Below are 12948 nucleotides of genomic sequence, written 5' to 3'. Positions count from 1 at the left end.
GGGGGACGACTGGCAGGCTCGCCGTGTGCTCGAGGTACGCCGCCCTGTCCTGCTCGCCGGGGCCGTCGGCTGCCAGGTGCTCCTCACCGCCGCCCTGTACGCCGGTCCGCACGTCGGTCTCGACGTCCCGCGGGCGGGGGAGTTGCAGCCCCTCAACGCGGTCCCGTTCGCGGTCGCCGTCCTCGCCCTCGCGCGGTCCGGCCTGAGCCGTCGGTCCACCGCGGTCCTGGTGCTGGCCGTCACCGCCGCGCTGCAGCTGCTCGCCCTGACCCAGCCGCCGCTCACCTCCAACGACGACCTGCGCTACCTCTGGGACGGCAAGGTCCAGCTGGCCGGCGTCGACCCCTACCGCTACACCCCGGACGACCCCGCGCTCGCGCGGCTGCACGAGCCGGACCTCTTCACCACCCAGGGCTGTCCGCTACCGACCGGCTGCGCGCTGCTCAACCGCCCGACCGTGCACACCGTCTACCCCCCGGTGGCCCAGGCCGCCTTCGACCTGGTGCGCATCGTGACGTTCGGCGGGCACGCCGCGTACGGCGGGCAGCAGGCCTTCCAGGTCGCCGCCGCTCTGGCCGTCCTGCTGCTGACCTGGCTGATCCTGCGGCGCTGCCGGCAGCGCGGCGACCCGGCGTGGTGGGCCGCGCTGTGGGGTTGGTGCCCGGTGGTGGTGTCCGAGATGGGCAACAACGCCCACATCGACTGGGTCGCGATCCTGCTCTGCTACGCGGGTCTCGTGGCCTACGCGGCGGCCAGGCCGGCGTGGGCCGGCGCGCTCGTCGGCGCTGCCGTCGCCACGAAGATCTACCCGGCGCTCGTCGGCCCCGCGCTGCTCCGCCGGCACCCGGTCACGGTGGTCGCGGCGGCGGCCGCGGTCGGCGTCGCGAGCTACCTCCCGCACGTGGCCGCGGTCGGGACCCAGGTGATCGGCTACCTGCCGGGCTACCTGCACGAGGAGGGCTATGCGAACGGCAACCGGCTCACCCTGGTCGGCCTCCTCGCGCCGCACCCGTTCGACTCGATGGTCGGCGTCCTGCTGCTCGCCGTCGCGGCGTGGTGGTGCTGGCGTCGTACCGACCCCGAACGGCCGGAGGTCGCCGCCGTCGGGCTGGTCGGGGCGGCGTTCCTCGTCTTCACCCCCGGCTACGGCTGGTACGCCGCCCTGCTCGTCGCCCTCGTGGCCATGACCGGCCGCTGGTACTGGACCCCCGTCGCCCTCGCGCCCACCTGCGTCTACCTCTACGCGCGCTCCGGCTCCGCCTCCGCGGCGATCTACGGGACGGCGCTCGCGGCCGCCCTCGGCTGCTGGTGGGTGTCCCGACCGGTGCGGGCGGGCGTCCCCGCGCCGTACGGCATGCTCGTCCCATGACTGAGGACGTCCGCTACGAGTACGCCGACGGCCTGGCCACCATCACGCTGGCCGACCCGGCCGGCGCCAACGCCCTCGGCACCGAGGTCGGCGCGGCCATGGTGTCGTCCGTCCTCCGCGCCCGCTCGGACCGGGCACGCGTCATCGTGGTCCGCGCCGAGGGACGCTTCTTCTCCGTGGGCGGAGACCTCGCCGGCATGGGCAGCGCCCAGGACCCGTCGGCGTTCGTCCTCGAGCTCGCCGAGGGCGCGCACCGCTTCATCACCGAGCTGATCAAGAGCGACGCGATCGTCATCAGCGCGGTGCAGGGCGTGGCGGCCGGCATCGGGTTCCCGATCGCGGCGGCCGCGGACGTCGTCGTGGCGTCCGAGAAGGCGGCGTTCAACCTGGCCTACGTCAAGGTCGGCCTGAGCCTCGACGGCGGCGGCAGCATGCTCGTGCACACCCTCGGCCTGCACCGGGTGCTGCGCCTCGCGCTGCTCGCCGAGAACCTGACGGCCCAGGAGGCCGCCGACTGCGGGCTGGTCGCCCGGGTCGTCGCTCCCGAGGAGCTCGACGCGACCGTCGACGGCATCGCCCGGACCCTCCTCGCCGGCTCCTTCGACGCGCTCGCCGCCACGAAGCACCTCGTCCGTCAGGTGGCCGAGCCGTCTCCGCAGGAGGCCCTGCGCCGCGAGTCCGAGTCGATCAGCCGGCTCGCCGGTGGCCCCGACGGTCGCGAGGGCGTCGCCGCCTTCCTGGCGAAGCGGTCCCCCGAGTTCTCCTGATCCGCGAGTTCTGGCTTCTGGTCGACCGAAACCCTGGCTTCGGTCGACCAGAGCTACGAACTCGCGGGAGTGGGGGTCGGGGTGGAGGTCGGGGTCGCGGTGGCGTGGGGGACCGGACAACCGCCGTACGGCGTGAAGGTGCCCAGATCCTCGAGCCGGTAGCCGTCGGGGTAGGTCTTGAACCGCGGCAGGTCCGCGATGCGCTGGGGCGTACGCCGCGACGGGGTGTGCCTCAGGACCCGTGCCCGCACGCGCATCCCGGCGTGCACGAGCCGGCGGGCGCGCGGGCCGGGGTCGTCGTACCGGAACGCGGCGAGCAGCGGCGGGTCCATGAGGGCGCGGCTCATGACGTCGACCGGACGCCTCAGCGCCCGCGAGTAGAAGGTGCCGAGCAGGTCGAGCGTCGCGTCGGCGACGTGCCGGCCACCCTCGTCGTACCCGAAGTGCGCCCGCTCGTAGTCGTCCATCAGGTGCATGAACGCGTCGTAGGTCTCGGGGATGTCCTTGATGCCCATGTGCCGGCCGAGCGCCCGGTAGTAGCTGACCGTCGCGCGCAGCTCGCCCTCGGTGAGCGGCCGCCAGCCGTACGCGTCCAGCCACCGCTTCGGTACGACGACGAAGGTCGACAGCACGTAGCGCAGGTCGTCGTTGCTGATGTCGTACATGTGGTGCATCTGGTTGATCCGGCGGATCGCGGCCCTGCCCTCGGGGCTGTCGAAGCCGCTCACGAACGGCGCCTCGAGCAGCAGCCCGGTGTCGTCGTACCGCTTCTGGCAGGCGGTCGTGAAGGCACCGGTCTCGTCCAGGAGCCGGCCGATGCTGGGCACGGCGTACGTCCGGAACAGGGCGAAGCTGAGCGCCTGGGTGATGTCCCAGGTGAACTCGTAGAGCGCCAGGTTCTGCACGATCTCGACGTAGTCGGTCTCCGGGTCGAGCGCCGCGTTGCGCTCCTGCCACAGCTTCTTCGCCATGTCCTCGAGCGTAGGTGCGGCAGCCGGTGGCCGAAAGATGAATGATCCTCACTTTCTTCTCACTTCTCGATCTAGAACACGTTCCAGTTTCTCGTTACGCTGCCGGGGTGGCGATCCCAGACGTCTTCGACCCGGTCGACCTCGGCCCGGTCCGGCTGCGCAACCGCACGGTCAAGGCCGCGACCTTCGAGGGGCGTACGCCGGAGGGGCTGGTCACCGACGAGCTCATCGCCTACCACCTGGCGCCCGCGCGCGGCGGCGTCGGCCTGACGACGGTCGCGTACCTGGCGGTCGCGCCCGAGGGCCGGACCCATGCCGAGCAGGTCGTCGTGGGGGAGCGCTCGCTCCCCGGCCTCGCCCGGCTGGCCGACGCGGTCCACGAGACCGGCGCCAAGGTGGCTGGCCAGGTGGGGCACGCGGGTCCGGTCGCGAACGGCCGCTCCAACGGCGGCCGGGCCATCGCGGCGAGCGCGATGCCCAGCCCGCTCTCGATGCAGATGGTCCGCGCGGCCTCCGAGAAGGACCTGACCCGGGTCACCCGTGCGTACGTCGACGCGGCCCGCACCCTGGTGCGCGCCGGCTTCGACGTGCTCGAGCTGCACATGGCCCACTCGTACCTGATCTCCTCCTTCCTCGCGCCCGGTCTCAACCGGCGCCGCGACCGCTGGGGCGGATCGTTGGAGAACCGGGCCAAGCTCGCCCGCCAGGTCGCGCGGGCCGTGCGTGAGGAGATGGGCGACGCCGCCGCGGTGACCGCCAAGATCTCGGTCAGCGACGGCTTCGCGGGCGGCGTGACGACCGAGGCCGGTCTGGACTTCGCGCGGCTGCTGCAGGGCGACGGCCACCTCGACGCGCTGCAGCTGTCCGGCGGCTCCTCGCTGATGAACCCTATGTACCTGTTCCGCGGCGACACCCCCGTCGACGAGTTCGCCGCGAGCATGCCGCCGCTGGTGCGCTTCGGGCTCAGGACCCCGGTGGGACGGGGGTTCATGAAGCACTACGCCTTCGAGGAGGCCTACTTCCGGCCGAAGTCGCTGGAGTTCCGCAAGGAGCTCGCGATGCCGCTGATGTACCTGGGCGGGGTCAACTCGCTCGCCACCATGCAGCAGGCCATGGCCGACGGCTTCGACTTCGTCGTCATGGGCCGCGCCTTGCTGCGCGAGCCGGACCTGGTCAACCGCCTCGCCGTCGGCGCGGCCACCGAGGGCATCTGCATCCACTGCAACCGCTGCATGCCCACGATCTACTCGGGGACCCGCTGCGCGGAGTGGTCGGCCGACCAGGTCATCCCGGTCTCGCGTCAGGGGAGGTAGTACGTCGGGTTCGGCAGCTTGATGGTGGTGTCGGCGTACCCACCGATCAGGTCGGAGAACTGGTCACCGAAGCTCGCGACGATGTCATAGCCCTCGGCCTCGACGTGTCGGCGCGTCCCGGACTTGTACTCGATCGTCGAGCACACGCCGTCGCTGCCGCAGTCGAGGTACGCCGGCGGGGTGGTGCCGGTCGCCCACTTCGTGAAGTAGGTGTCGGGCATGAAGCCGACGTACCCGACCTTGGCGAGGTTGGCGAGGGTCGCGTCCTTCTGCGCGGCACCGCGCCCGGTGAGGCCGATCGGGGTGCAGCCGGCGGCCGTGACGGCCCGCTCCAGCCCGACCATCGACGGGGTTGCGGGGAAGCGCTGGTCCTGCACCCACTGGTCCTGGAGCGCCGGGTCGAAGTTGAACCTCATCGCCCCGTCCTCCATGTCGTAGGTCCACAGCGTGGTGTCGTCGGCGTCGAACACGATGGCCGGCCGGGCACCGCCCGCGGCGAGCCGGCGGCACGCGTTGACCAGCCGCGGCTGCCAGCGCCCGGCCAGCTCGGCCATCTCGCTGATGTACGGCGAGGTCGACTTGTCGGCGATGCCGCCGGTCGCGCGGTAGTAGGCGCGGATCTCCTTGCGGAGCGGGTCGAGGTTGGGGATGCCGTCACCGCTCGCGACGGTCGTGCCGCTCGAGCCGTCGGGCGCCATCGTGTAGCTGGTGGGCGGCACCATCGTGCTGTCGGTGGTCGGCGCACCGGCGATGTCGGCGGCGGCCAGGAAGTACGTCGGGTTCGGGATCTTGGTGTGCGCGTCGGCGTACCCACCCTCGAGGTCGCTCCATTGGTCGCCCACGTTCATGACGACGTGGTCGCCGAGGTCCTGCTCGATGTGCTTGCGCGTGTTGGCCTTGTACTCGACCGTGTTGCACGTCGGCGAGAGCGTGCAGGCGCCGATGTAGCCAGGCTTCGCGGACGGGTCGGCGGTGTTCCACTTCGTGTAGAGGGTGTCGTTGGTGAGGAGCGGCGTGCCGGTCGGGGTGCCATCGCTCGTGAAGCCCTGGGCGGTGAGGTTGCCGAGGGTGGCGTCCTCCTGGCTGAACGGCCGCCCGGTGATGCCGTAGAGGTCGTAGCCGCGCGCGACGATCTGGCGCAGCAGGTCGGGCATCCCGGGCACGGCGGGGAACGCCTGGTCCTGGACCCAGGTGTTGTTCACCGCGGGGTCGAAGTTGAAGTGGGTCGCCTCCTCGAAGGCGTAGTCCGACAGCAATGTCGAGTCGACGTCGAAGACGACGGCCTGGTGCGGTGCGTGATCCGCGGGGAGAGCGTCGAGGATGCCCTGCTCGATGGCCCGCACCTGGTGTGCGTACGTCGATCCGGTGAGGTCGGGCAGGTTGATCGGACCGCTCGACAGACCGGTGGGGTCGGGCCCCTTGCGCGCGCCGTAGTAGGTGCGGATCGTCGACTTCGCCGAGTCGATGTTCGGGATCTCCGCGCCGTGGTCGGGCGGAGCGACGGTGCCCGTCGCCTGGTCGACCACCATCGTGAAGTGGGTCCTGGGGGCGAGCTGCGGAGTGGCGGCTTTCTCGTTCTGGCGGGCCTGGGTGGGTCCGGCGACGAGGGCGGCGGCGGCGAGGGCCGCGGTGGCGGCGACGATGCCGGAACGGTGCATGGGGGTCTCCCGAGGGATCGACGGTGGCGGTGCGGTGACGGTAAGCCGCTCCTTGCGTGCCAGCAAGCAACTCCTTGCGGGCCGGCACCCCTAGCCAGAAACTAGAACCTGTTCTAGATTCGGCCCATGTCGCAGGCCATCCCCGAACGCCCCCTCAAGATCGTCGTCTGGTCGACCGGCACCATCGGCCGGCACGCCATCGCCGGTGTCGATGCCCACCCCGACCTGGAGCTGGTCGGGGTGTGGACGTCCACCCCGGAGAAGGAGGGCAAGGACGCCGGCGAGCTCGCCGGTCTCGGCCGCACCCTGGGTATCCCCGCCACCACCGACCGGGACGCCCTCATCGCCCTGAAGCCGGACTGCATCGTGCACGGTGCGATGACCGACGACCGGCTCTTCGAGTCGATCGAGGACCTCACCGGGTTCATCCGCGACGGCGTCAACGTGGTCTCCAGCGGGCCGGTGATCCTGGTCCACCCGCACGGCACCCTGCCCGACGACTTCATCGCCGGCATCGACAAGGCCGGCCAGGAGGGCAACGCCAGCCTGCACGTCAACGGCATCGACCCCGGTTTCGCCAACGACGTGCTGCCGCTGGTGATGACGAGCCTCAGCCAGCGCGTGGACCACGTCCGGGTCAGCGAGATCGCGGACTACTCGACGTACTACCAGCCCGTCGTCATGAAGGACCTGTTCGGCTTCGGGCAGCCCCTCGACACCAAGCCGATGCTCTGGGAGCCCGGCATCCTGTCCTCCGCCTGGGGTCCGGTCGTCCGCGTCATCGCCGCCGGCCTCGGCGTCACCCTCGACGAGCCGCTGACCGAGCACGTCGAGCGCCGCCCCGCCCTGCGGGCCAAGGAGGCGATCTCCGTCGACATCGCCGAGGGCACGATGGGCTCGGTCCGTTTCCAGGTGACCGGGAAGGTCGACGGCGTGCCCCGGATCACCCTCGAGCACGTCACCCGCACCGACGCCACGAGCGATCCCGACTGGCCCACGCCGCTGGAGGGCGACGGCTGCTACCGGATCGAGATCACCGGCGAGCCGTGCATGAAGGTGGAGTTCAGCCACCACGGCGAGAACGGCGACCACAACGTCTCCGGGATGATCGTCACCGCCCAGCGCCTGATCAACGCCATCCCCGCGGTCGTCGCCGCGAAGCCCGGGCTGGTGAGCCCGATCGACCTCCCGCTCGTCACCGGAAGGGGGCTGGTCGCGGGTCTCGATACGGCTCCCTCGTCCCTCGGGAGCCACTCGACCACCGGGAAGGCTGGCGCCTGATGCCGATCCTCGACCGCTTCGACCTCACCGACCACGTCGCCGTCGTCACCGGCGCCGGCCGTGGCATCGGTGCCGCCACCGCCGTCGCGCTGGCCGAGGCCGGCGCCGACGTCGTCATCTCGAGCCGCACCGAGAGCCAGCTCGCCGAGGTCGCGAGCCGGATCGAGGCGACCGGCCGCCGCGCCCTCGTCGTACCGGCCAACCTGAGCCACACCGACGAGGTCGCCGCCCTCGCCCAGCGCGCCTTCGACGAGTTCGGCCGCCTCGACACCGTCGTCAACAACGTCGGCGGCACCATCCCGAACGCCTTCCTCGACACCGACGTCGCCTACCTGGAGGAGGCGTTCCACTTCAACGTCGCCACCGCCCACGCGCTCAGCCGCGCGGCCGTCCCACTGATGCTGAAGTCCGCCGGCGACGACCGGCAGAAGTCGATCACCAGCATCAGCTCGATGATGGGGCGTACGGCGGCCCGCGGCTACCTCGCCTACGGCACCGCGAAGGCCGCGCTCGCGCACTGGTCCCGCCTCGCCGCGACCGACCTCGCGCCGACCATCCGGGTGAACGGCATCTACGTCGGCTCGGTGATGACGAGCGCGCTCGAGTTCGTCGCCGGCGTACCGGAGATGAAGGAGCAGATGGAGACCCGTACGCCGCTGGGGCGGATCGGCGAGGCCGAGGACATCGCGGCCGGCGTCGTCTACCTGGCGTCGCGGGCCGGGCAGTTCGTCACCGGCAAGCTGCTCGAGATCGACGGCGGGATCCAGGAGCCGAACCTCGACCTGGGGCTGCCAGACTTGCAGCCGTGACGACTTCGATCCCCACCGGCGCGGCCATCTCCCCCGACTCCGGAGAGCACTGGGCCGCCGAGGGGGCGTGGAAGGTCGCCGAGGGCATCCACCGGATCCCGCTGCCGCTCCCCATGGACGGCCTCAAGGCGATCAACGTGTACGTCGTCGAGGGTGACGACGGGCTCACCCTGATCGACGGCGGCTGGGCGATCCCGGTGGCTCGCGAGCTCCTTGACCGGTCGCTCAAGTCGATCGACGCGGGCTTCGGCGACATCAAGCGGTTCCTCGTCACCCACATCCACCGCGACCACTACACGATGGCGTCGGTGCTCGGTGGCGAGCTGGGCATCCCGGTCGCGCTCGGCCGCGACGAGCAGCCGGGTCTCGACCTGCTCAACAACGTCGACGCGTTCACCGAGAGCCCGTTCCTCCCGGTGCTGCGCAGCGCGGGCGCCGAGGACGTCGCGGCCGCATGGGCCGCCGGCCGGACCGAGGACGACCTGCCGGTCCCGGAGATGTGGCGCTACCCCGACCAGTGGCTCGAGGGCGACACCCGCTTCGAGATCGGCGCCCGCGCCATCGATGCCGTGCACACCCCCGGCCACACCCCCGGCCACTACGTGTACGCCGACCAGGCGGCCGGCCTGCTCTTCGCCGGCGACCACGTGCTGCCCACCATCACCCCGTCGATCGGCTTCACGGTGCCGCCGGTCGACCAGCCGCTCGGCGACTTCATGGCCTCCTTGGCCAAGGTCCGTTCGCTGCCCGACCTGCAGATCCTGCCGGCGCACGGGCCGGTCGCGCCGTCGTCGTACGCCCGCGTCGACGAGCTGCTCCTGCACCACGAGAGCCGGCTCGACCTGTGCCGCGAGTCGGTCGACGCGCGCGGCGACGTGACGGCCGAGATCGTCGCCCGCGACCTCGGCTGGACCCGGCACGAGCGCAGCTACGCCGACCTCGACGTGTTCAACCAGGGCATGGCCGCGATGGAGACCAAGGCGCACCTCGACCTGCTCGTGGCCCGCGGCCAGGCCGCGCTGGCCGTGCGCGACGGCGTCAGCTGGTACCAGCCCGCCCCGTAGCTGCCCGAGTGACCCAGGGTCACGCTGACGACGCCGCGCGCGCCGTTGCGTAGCATGGATGGCTCAGACAGGGGAGCACCCGCGGGGTGCTGAGAGTGCGGATCCGCTGCAGACCCTCCGAACCTGATCCGGTTAGCACCGGCGAAGGGAGTCCATCCGATGAACCGTGCACGCGCCGCCGTCTCCGCGACCGCCGTCCTCCTCGCAGCGACGGCGGTCGCCGGCTGCGGGTCGAAGGCCGCGACCACCACGTCGACGGCCCCGGCCGACCACAAGGTCGTGCTGGTCACCCACGACTCCTTCGACCTGCCCAAGGCGTTGCTCAAGCGCTTCGAGAAGTCCAGCGGCATCGACGTCCAGGTCACCACCTCGGGCGACGCGGGCGAGCTCGCCAGCAAGCTGCAGGTCACCAAGGACGACCCGCTCGGCGACGCGGCGTACGGCATCGACACGACCTTCCGGGCTGCGGTCACCGGTGCCGGGGTCGTGGACGGGGACCTCAGCCCGATCGACGTCGGCTACGTCTGCGTGAACGTCGACGACGCGTGGTTCGCCAGCCACCACCAGGCGCCGCCCACGAGCCTGGACGACCTGGTGAAGCCCGCCTACAAGGACCTCTTCGTGACCGAGGGCGCGACCACGAGCAGTCCTGGCATGGCCTTCCTGCTCGCCACGATCGGCACGTACGGCGACGGCTGGCAGGACTACTGGCGCCAGCTGGTGGCCAACGGGGCCAAGGTCGACGGCGGATGGACCCAGGCCTTCGAGAAGGACTACTCGGCATCCGGCGGAGATCGGCCGATCGTGGTCAGCTACAACACCGATCCGTCGTACGGGGTGAAGAACGGCAAACCCTCCACGCACGCGCTGCTCAACACCTGCTTCGCCGACACGGAGTATGCCGGCGTGCTGGCCGGCGCGAAGAACCCGACCGATGCGCGGAAGGTCGTCGCCTGGCTGCAGAGCGCGGCGGTGCAGAGGGTGCTGCCGACCAGCATGTACGTCTACCCGACCCGCGCCGGCACCCCGCTGCCGAGCAGCTGGAAGCGGTTCGCGCCGGTGCCGAGCAAGCCCATCGAGGTCTCCGCGTCCGACATCGCGGCGAACCGGCGCGACTGGACCACGACGTGGACAGACATCGTCTCCGGCTGAGCCTTCGGCCGGCCCTCGGCCATCTCGCCCTCGCCGCGGTCCCGGCCGCGGTGCTGGCGGTGTTCTTCCTGCTGCCCGTCGGCGGCATGGTCGCCCACGTCGACTCCTCCGGGTGGGCGCTGCTCGGTGACGACCGCACCCGCCGGGTCGTGTGGTTCACGGTCTGGATGAGCACGCTCGCGACGGTGCTGTCCGTGGTGCTCGGCCTGCCCTGCGCCTATGTCACGCACCGGCTCCGGTTCCCGGGCCGCGGCCTGCTGCGCGCGCTCCTCCTCGTCCCGTTCGTTCTGCCGACCGTCGTCGTCGGTGTCGCGATCGGGCGGCTCGTCGACAACGGTGCGTTCGCGATCCTGCTCGGCCTCGTCTTCTTCAACGTCTCCGTGGTCGTCCGCACGGTCGGGGTCGCGTGGGAGTCGCTCGACCGCCGCCCCGCCGAGGCCGCAGCCGCCCTCGGTGCGTCCTCGGCGCGGGTGTTCCGCTCCGTCACCCTGCCCGCTCTCCGCCCGGCGCTCGTCTCCGCGGCGGTCGTCGTCTTCCTCTTCTGCGCGACCGGCTTCGGCGTCATCCTCACCCTGGGCGGTCTGCGCTACTCCTCGGTGGAGACCGAGATCTACCTGCTCACCACCGGCGGCATCACCGGCTTCCCCGAGCTCAGCGCGGCCGCCGCGCTGTCGCTGGTGCAGCTCGCGGTCGTGGTCGTCCTGCTGGCTGTCGCGGCGCGGTTGCGGGCCACCCCCGACCCGACCGTACGACGCCTCCCGGCCACCCCCGCCCGCCCGCGGCTGCGGGACGTCCCGGTCCTCGGGGTGACCGCGGCGGTGCTGGTCGCGCTCGCCATCCCGCTCGTCTCGCTGGTGCTCGGGTCCCTGCGGCGCGACGGCCGCTGGACGCTCGTCTTCTACCGGTCGCTGCAGAGCGACGGCGGCGGCCTGATCCGGGTGCCGATCACCGAGGCGCTCGGCAACTCGCTGCGGATCGGCCTCGAGGCCTCGGCCCTGTCGCTCACCCTCGGACTGCTCGTCGCGTTCGTCGTCACCCGTCGCTCCCGCAGCGTCGCCGAGCGCCGGGTGCGCGCGGTGTTCGACGGTCTGTTCATGGTGCCGCTCGGGGTCTCCGCAGTCACCCTCGGCTTCGGCTTCCTGATCACCCTCGACCGGCCCCCGGTCGACCTGCGCGAGAGCCCCTGGCTGGTGCCGATCGCCCAGGCACTTGTCGCGCTCCCGCTCGTGGTGCGGATCCTGGTCCCGGTGCTCGCCGGCATCGACGACCGGCAGCGGCAGGCCGCGGCCTCCCTGGGCGCCGGCCCGTTCCGGGCCGCCCTCGTCGTCGACGTCCCGGTGCTCTGGCGGCCGCTGCTCGCCTCGGCCGGCTTCGCCTTCGCGGTCTCGCTCGGGGAGTTCGGCGCCACCAGCTTCCTGGTCCGTCCCGAGACGCCGACGCTGCCCGTGGTGATCTACCGGCTCAGCGGCAGCCCCGGCCAGCTCAACTACGGTGCGGCCATGGCTGCCTCGGTGATCCTCGCGGCCACGGCCGCCGCCGTGGTGCTCGTCGTCGAGCGGCTGCGGGTGCCGGGGGTGGGATCGCTGTGACCCTGTCGGTCGAGAACCTCGCCGTCGACGTCGGCGTCCCGCCGCTGCGGGCAGTGGCCGATGTCGACCTGACCCTCGACGACGGCGAGGTGCTGGCGGTCCTCGGCCCGTCCGGCTGCGGCAAGTCCACGCTGCTGCGGGCTATCGCCGGCCTCGAGCCGCTCGCGACCGGGCGGATCGCGTGGGACGGCGCCGACCTGTCCGGCGTACCGACCCATCGGCGGGGGTTCGCCCTGATGTTCCAGGAGGGTCAGCTCTTCGACCACCTCACGGTCGCGCGCAACGTCGCCTACCCCTTGCGGCTCCGGGGCGCGACGCGTCGCGCTGCCGCGGCGGAGGCGAGCGACCTGCTCGACCTCGTCGGCCTGCACGCGTACGCCGACCGCCTCCCGCGCACACTCTCCGGCGGTGAGAGGCAGCGGGTCGCGCTGGCCCGGGCGCTGGCCGCCCGGCCGCACCTGCTGCTCCTCGACGAGCCGCTCAGCGCGCTCGACGCGGGCCTGCGCACCCGGCTCGCCGCGGACCTGCGTCGCATCCTCACCGAGGCCGGCACCACCGCGCTGCTCGTGACCCACGACCAGTCCGAGGCGTACGCCGTCGCCGACCGCCTCGCCGTCATGCGCGCCGGCCGCGTGGTGCAGCAGGGGCCGGTCGCCCAGGTCTGGGCCCACCCCGCGGACGCCGAGACCGCCCATTTCCTGGGGTACTCGCGGCTCCTCGAGGGCGACGCCGCCCGCCGCCTCGCCCACGCCGACCGGGTCGCGCTGCGGCCCACCGCGCTCACGACCAGCGACCACGGCGATCTCGAGGGCGTCGTCCGCGCGGTCCACGCCACCCCCGACGCCACCCGGCTCGTCGTCGACGTCGACGGCATCGGCGAGCTCGACGCCACGACGGACGGCACGCCCCCGGCGATCGGCGACACGGTCCGCCTCGCCCCGACCGGCCGAGGCACCGCAGACCTCTAGACTCCCC

General features: G+C 72.1%; 11 protein-coding genes and 1 riboswitch. Of the genes, 9 read left to right on the top strand and 2 right to left on the bottom strand.

Annotated elements, in window-relative coordinates:
* Positions 1-25: 25 nt before the first annotated feature.
* Positions 26-1369, top strand: a complete 1344-nt coding sequence (locus ACYVAQ_RS03920; protein WP_460787156.1) for a glycosyltransferase 87 family protein — start codon at positions 26-28, stop codon at positions 1367-1369.
* On the top strand, positions 1366-2136 hold the full coding sequence (locus tag ACYVAQ_RS03915; protein ID WP_460787155.1) for an enoyl-CoA hydratase/isomerase family protein: 771 nt from the start codon (positions 1366-1368) through the stop codon (positions 2134-2136). The genes ACYVAQ_RS03920 and ACYVAQ_RS03915 overlap by 4 nt, the downstream gene beginning before the upstream one ends.
* 53 nt (positions 2137-2189) lie before the next feature.
* Here the strand turns inward: ACYVAQ_RS03915 and ACYVAQ_RS03910 are convergent, their stop codons facing one another.
* The gene (locus ACYVAQ_RS03910; protein ID WP_460787154.1) at positions 2190-3107 is read right to left on the bottom strand and encodes an oxygenase MpaB family protein; all 918 of its coding nucleotides are present in this window, start codon (positions 3105-3107) and stop codon (positions 2190-2192) included.
* Between the two features lie 107 nt (positions 3108-3214).
* On the opposite strand from ACYVAQ_RS03910, the gene ACYVAQ_RS03905 reads away from it, so the two are divergent.
* Entirely contained in the window at positions 3215-4420 is a 1206-nt protein-coding gene (locus tag ACYVAQ_RS03905; protein ID WP_460787153.1) for an oxidoreductase, read from the top strand.
* Here the strand turns inward: ACYVAQ_RS03905 and ACYVAQ_RS03900 are convergent.
* The gene (locus ACYVAQ_RS03900; protein WP_460787152.1) at positions 4408-6078 is read right to left on the bottom strand and encodes an HAD family acid phosphatase; all 1671 of its coding nucleotides are present in this window, start codon (positions 6076-6078) and stop codon (positions 4408-4410) included. The two genes, ACYVAQ_RS03905 and ACYVAQ_RS03900, sit on opposite strands and share 13 nt — an antisense overlap.
* Before the next feature lie 126 nt (positions 6079-6204).
* On the opposite strand from ACYVAQ_RS03900, the gene ACYVAQ_RS03895 reads away from it, so the two are divergent.
* The 6 genes from ACYVAQ_RS03895 (at position 6205) to ACYVAQ_RS03870 (ending at position 12941) form a co-directional block, all read left to right on the top strand.
* Entirely contained in the window at positions 6205-7359 is a 1155-nt protein-coding gene (locus ACYVAQ_RS03895; RefSeq protein ID WP_460787151.1) for an NAD(P)H-dependent amine dehydrogenase family protein, read from the top strand.
* Positions 7359-8168, top strand: a complete 810-nt coding sequence (locus ACYVAQ_RS03890) for an SDR family oxidoreductase (RefSeq protein ID WP_460787150.1) — start codon at positions 7359-7361, stop codon at positions 8166-8168. Before ACYVAQ_RS03895 ends, ACYVAQ_RS03890 begins: the two co-directional genes overlap by 1 nt.
* A complete protein-coding gene (locus tag ACYVAQ_RS03885; RefSeq protein WP_460787149.1) occupies positions 8165-9232 on the top strand; it encodes an MBL fold metallo-hydrolase in 1068 nt (355 codons plus the stop codon). The genes ACYVAQ_RS03890 and ACYVAQ_RS03885 overlap by 4 nt, the downstream gene beginning before the upstream one ends.
* 59 nt (positions 9233-9291) lie before the next feature.
* Positions 9292-9399: riboswitch (TPP riboswitch) on the top strand.
* The gene (locus ACYVAQ_RS03880; RefSeq protein WP_460787148.1) at positions 9392-10384 is read left to right on the top strand and encodes a thiamine ABC transporter substrate-binding protein; all 993 of its coding nucleotides are present in this window, start codon (positions 9392-9394) and stop codon (positions 10382-10384) included. (Overlaps the previous riboswitch by 8 nt.)
* Entirely contained in the window at positions 10360-11973 is a 1614-nt protein-coding gene (locus ACYVAQ_RS03875; protein WP_460787147.1) for an ABC transporter permease, read from the top strand. The genes ACYVAQ_RS03880 and ACYVAQ_RS03875 overlap by 25 nt, the downstream gene beginning before the upstream one ends.
* Positions 11970-12941, top strand: a complete 972-nt coding sequence (locus ACYVAQ_RS03870; protein WP_460787146.1) for an ABC transporter ATP-binding protein — start codon at positions 11970-11972, stop codon at positions 12939-12941. Before ACYVAQ_RS03875 ends, ACYVAQ_RS03870 begins: the two co-directional genes overlap by 4 nt.
* Positions 12942-12948 lie beyond the last annotated feature (7 nt).

The sequence above is a fragment of the Nocardioides maradonensis genome (assembly GCF_054777115.1).
Note: the sequence above shows the minus strand (reverse complement) of the source record. Positions and strands in the feature narration are given on the sequence as shown.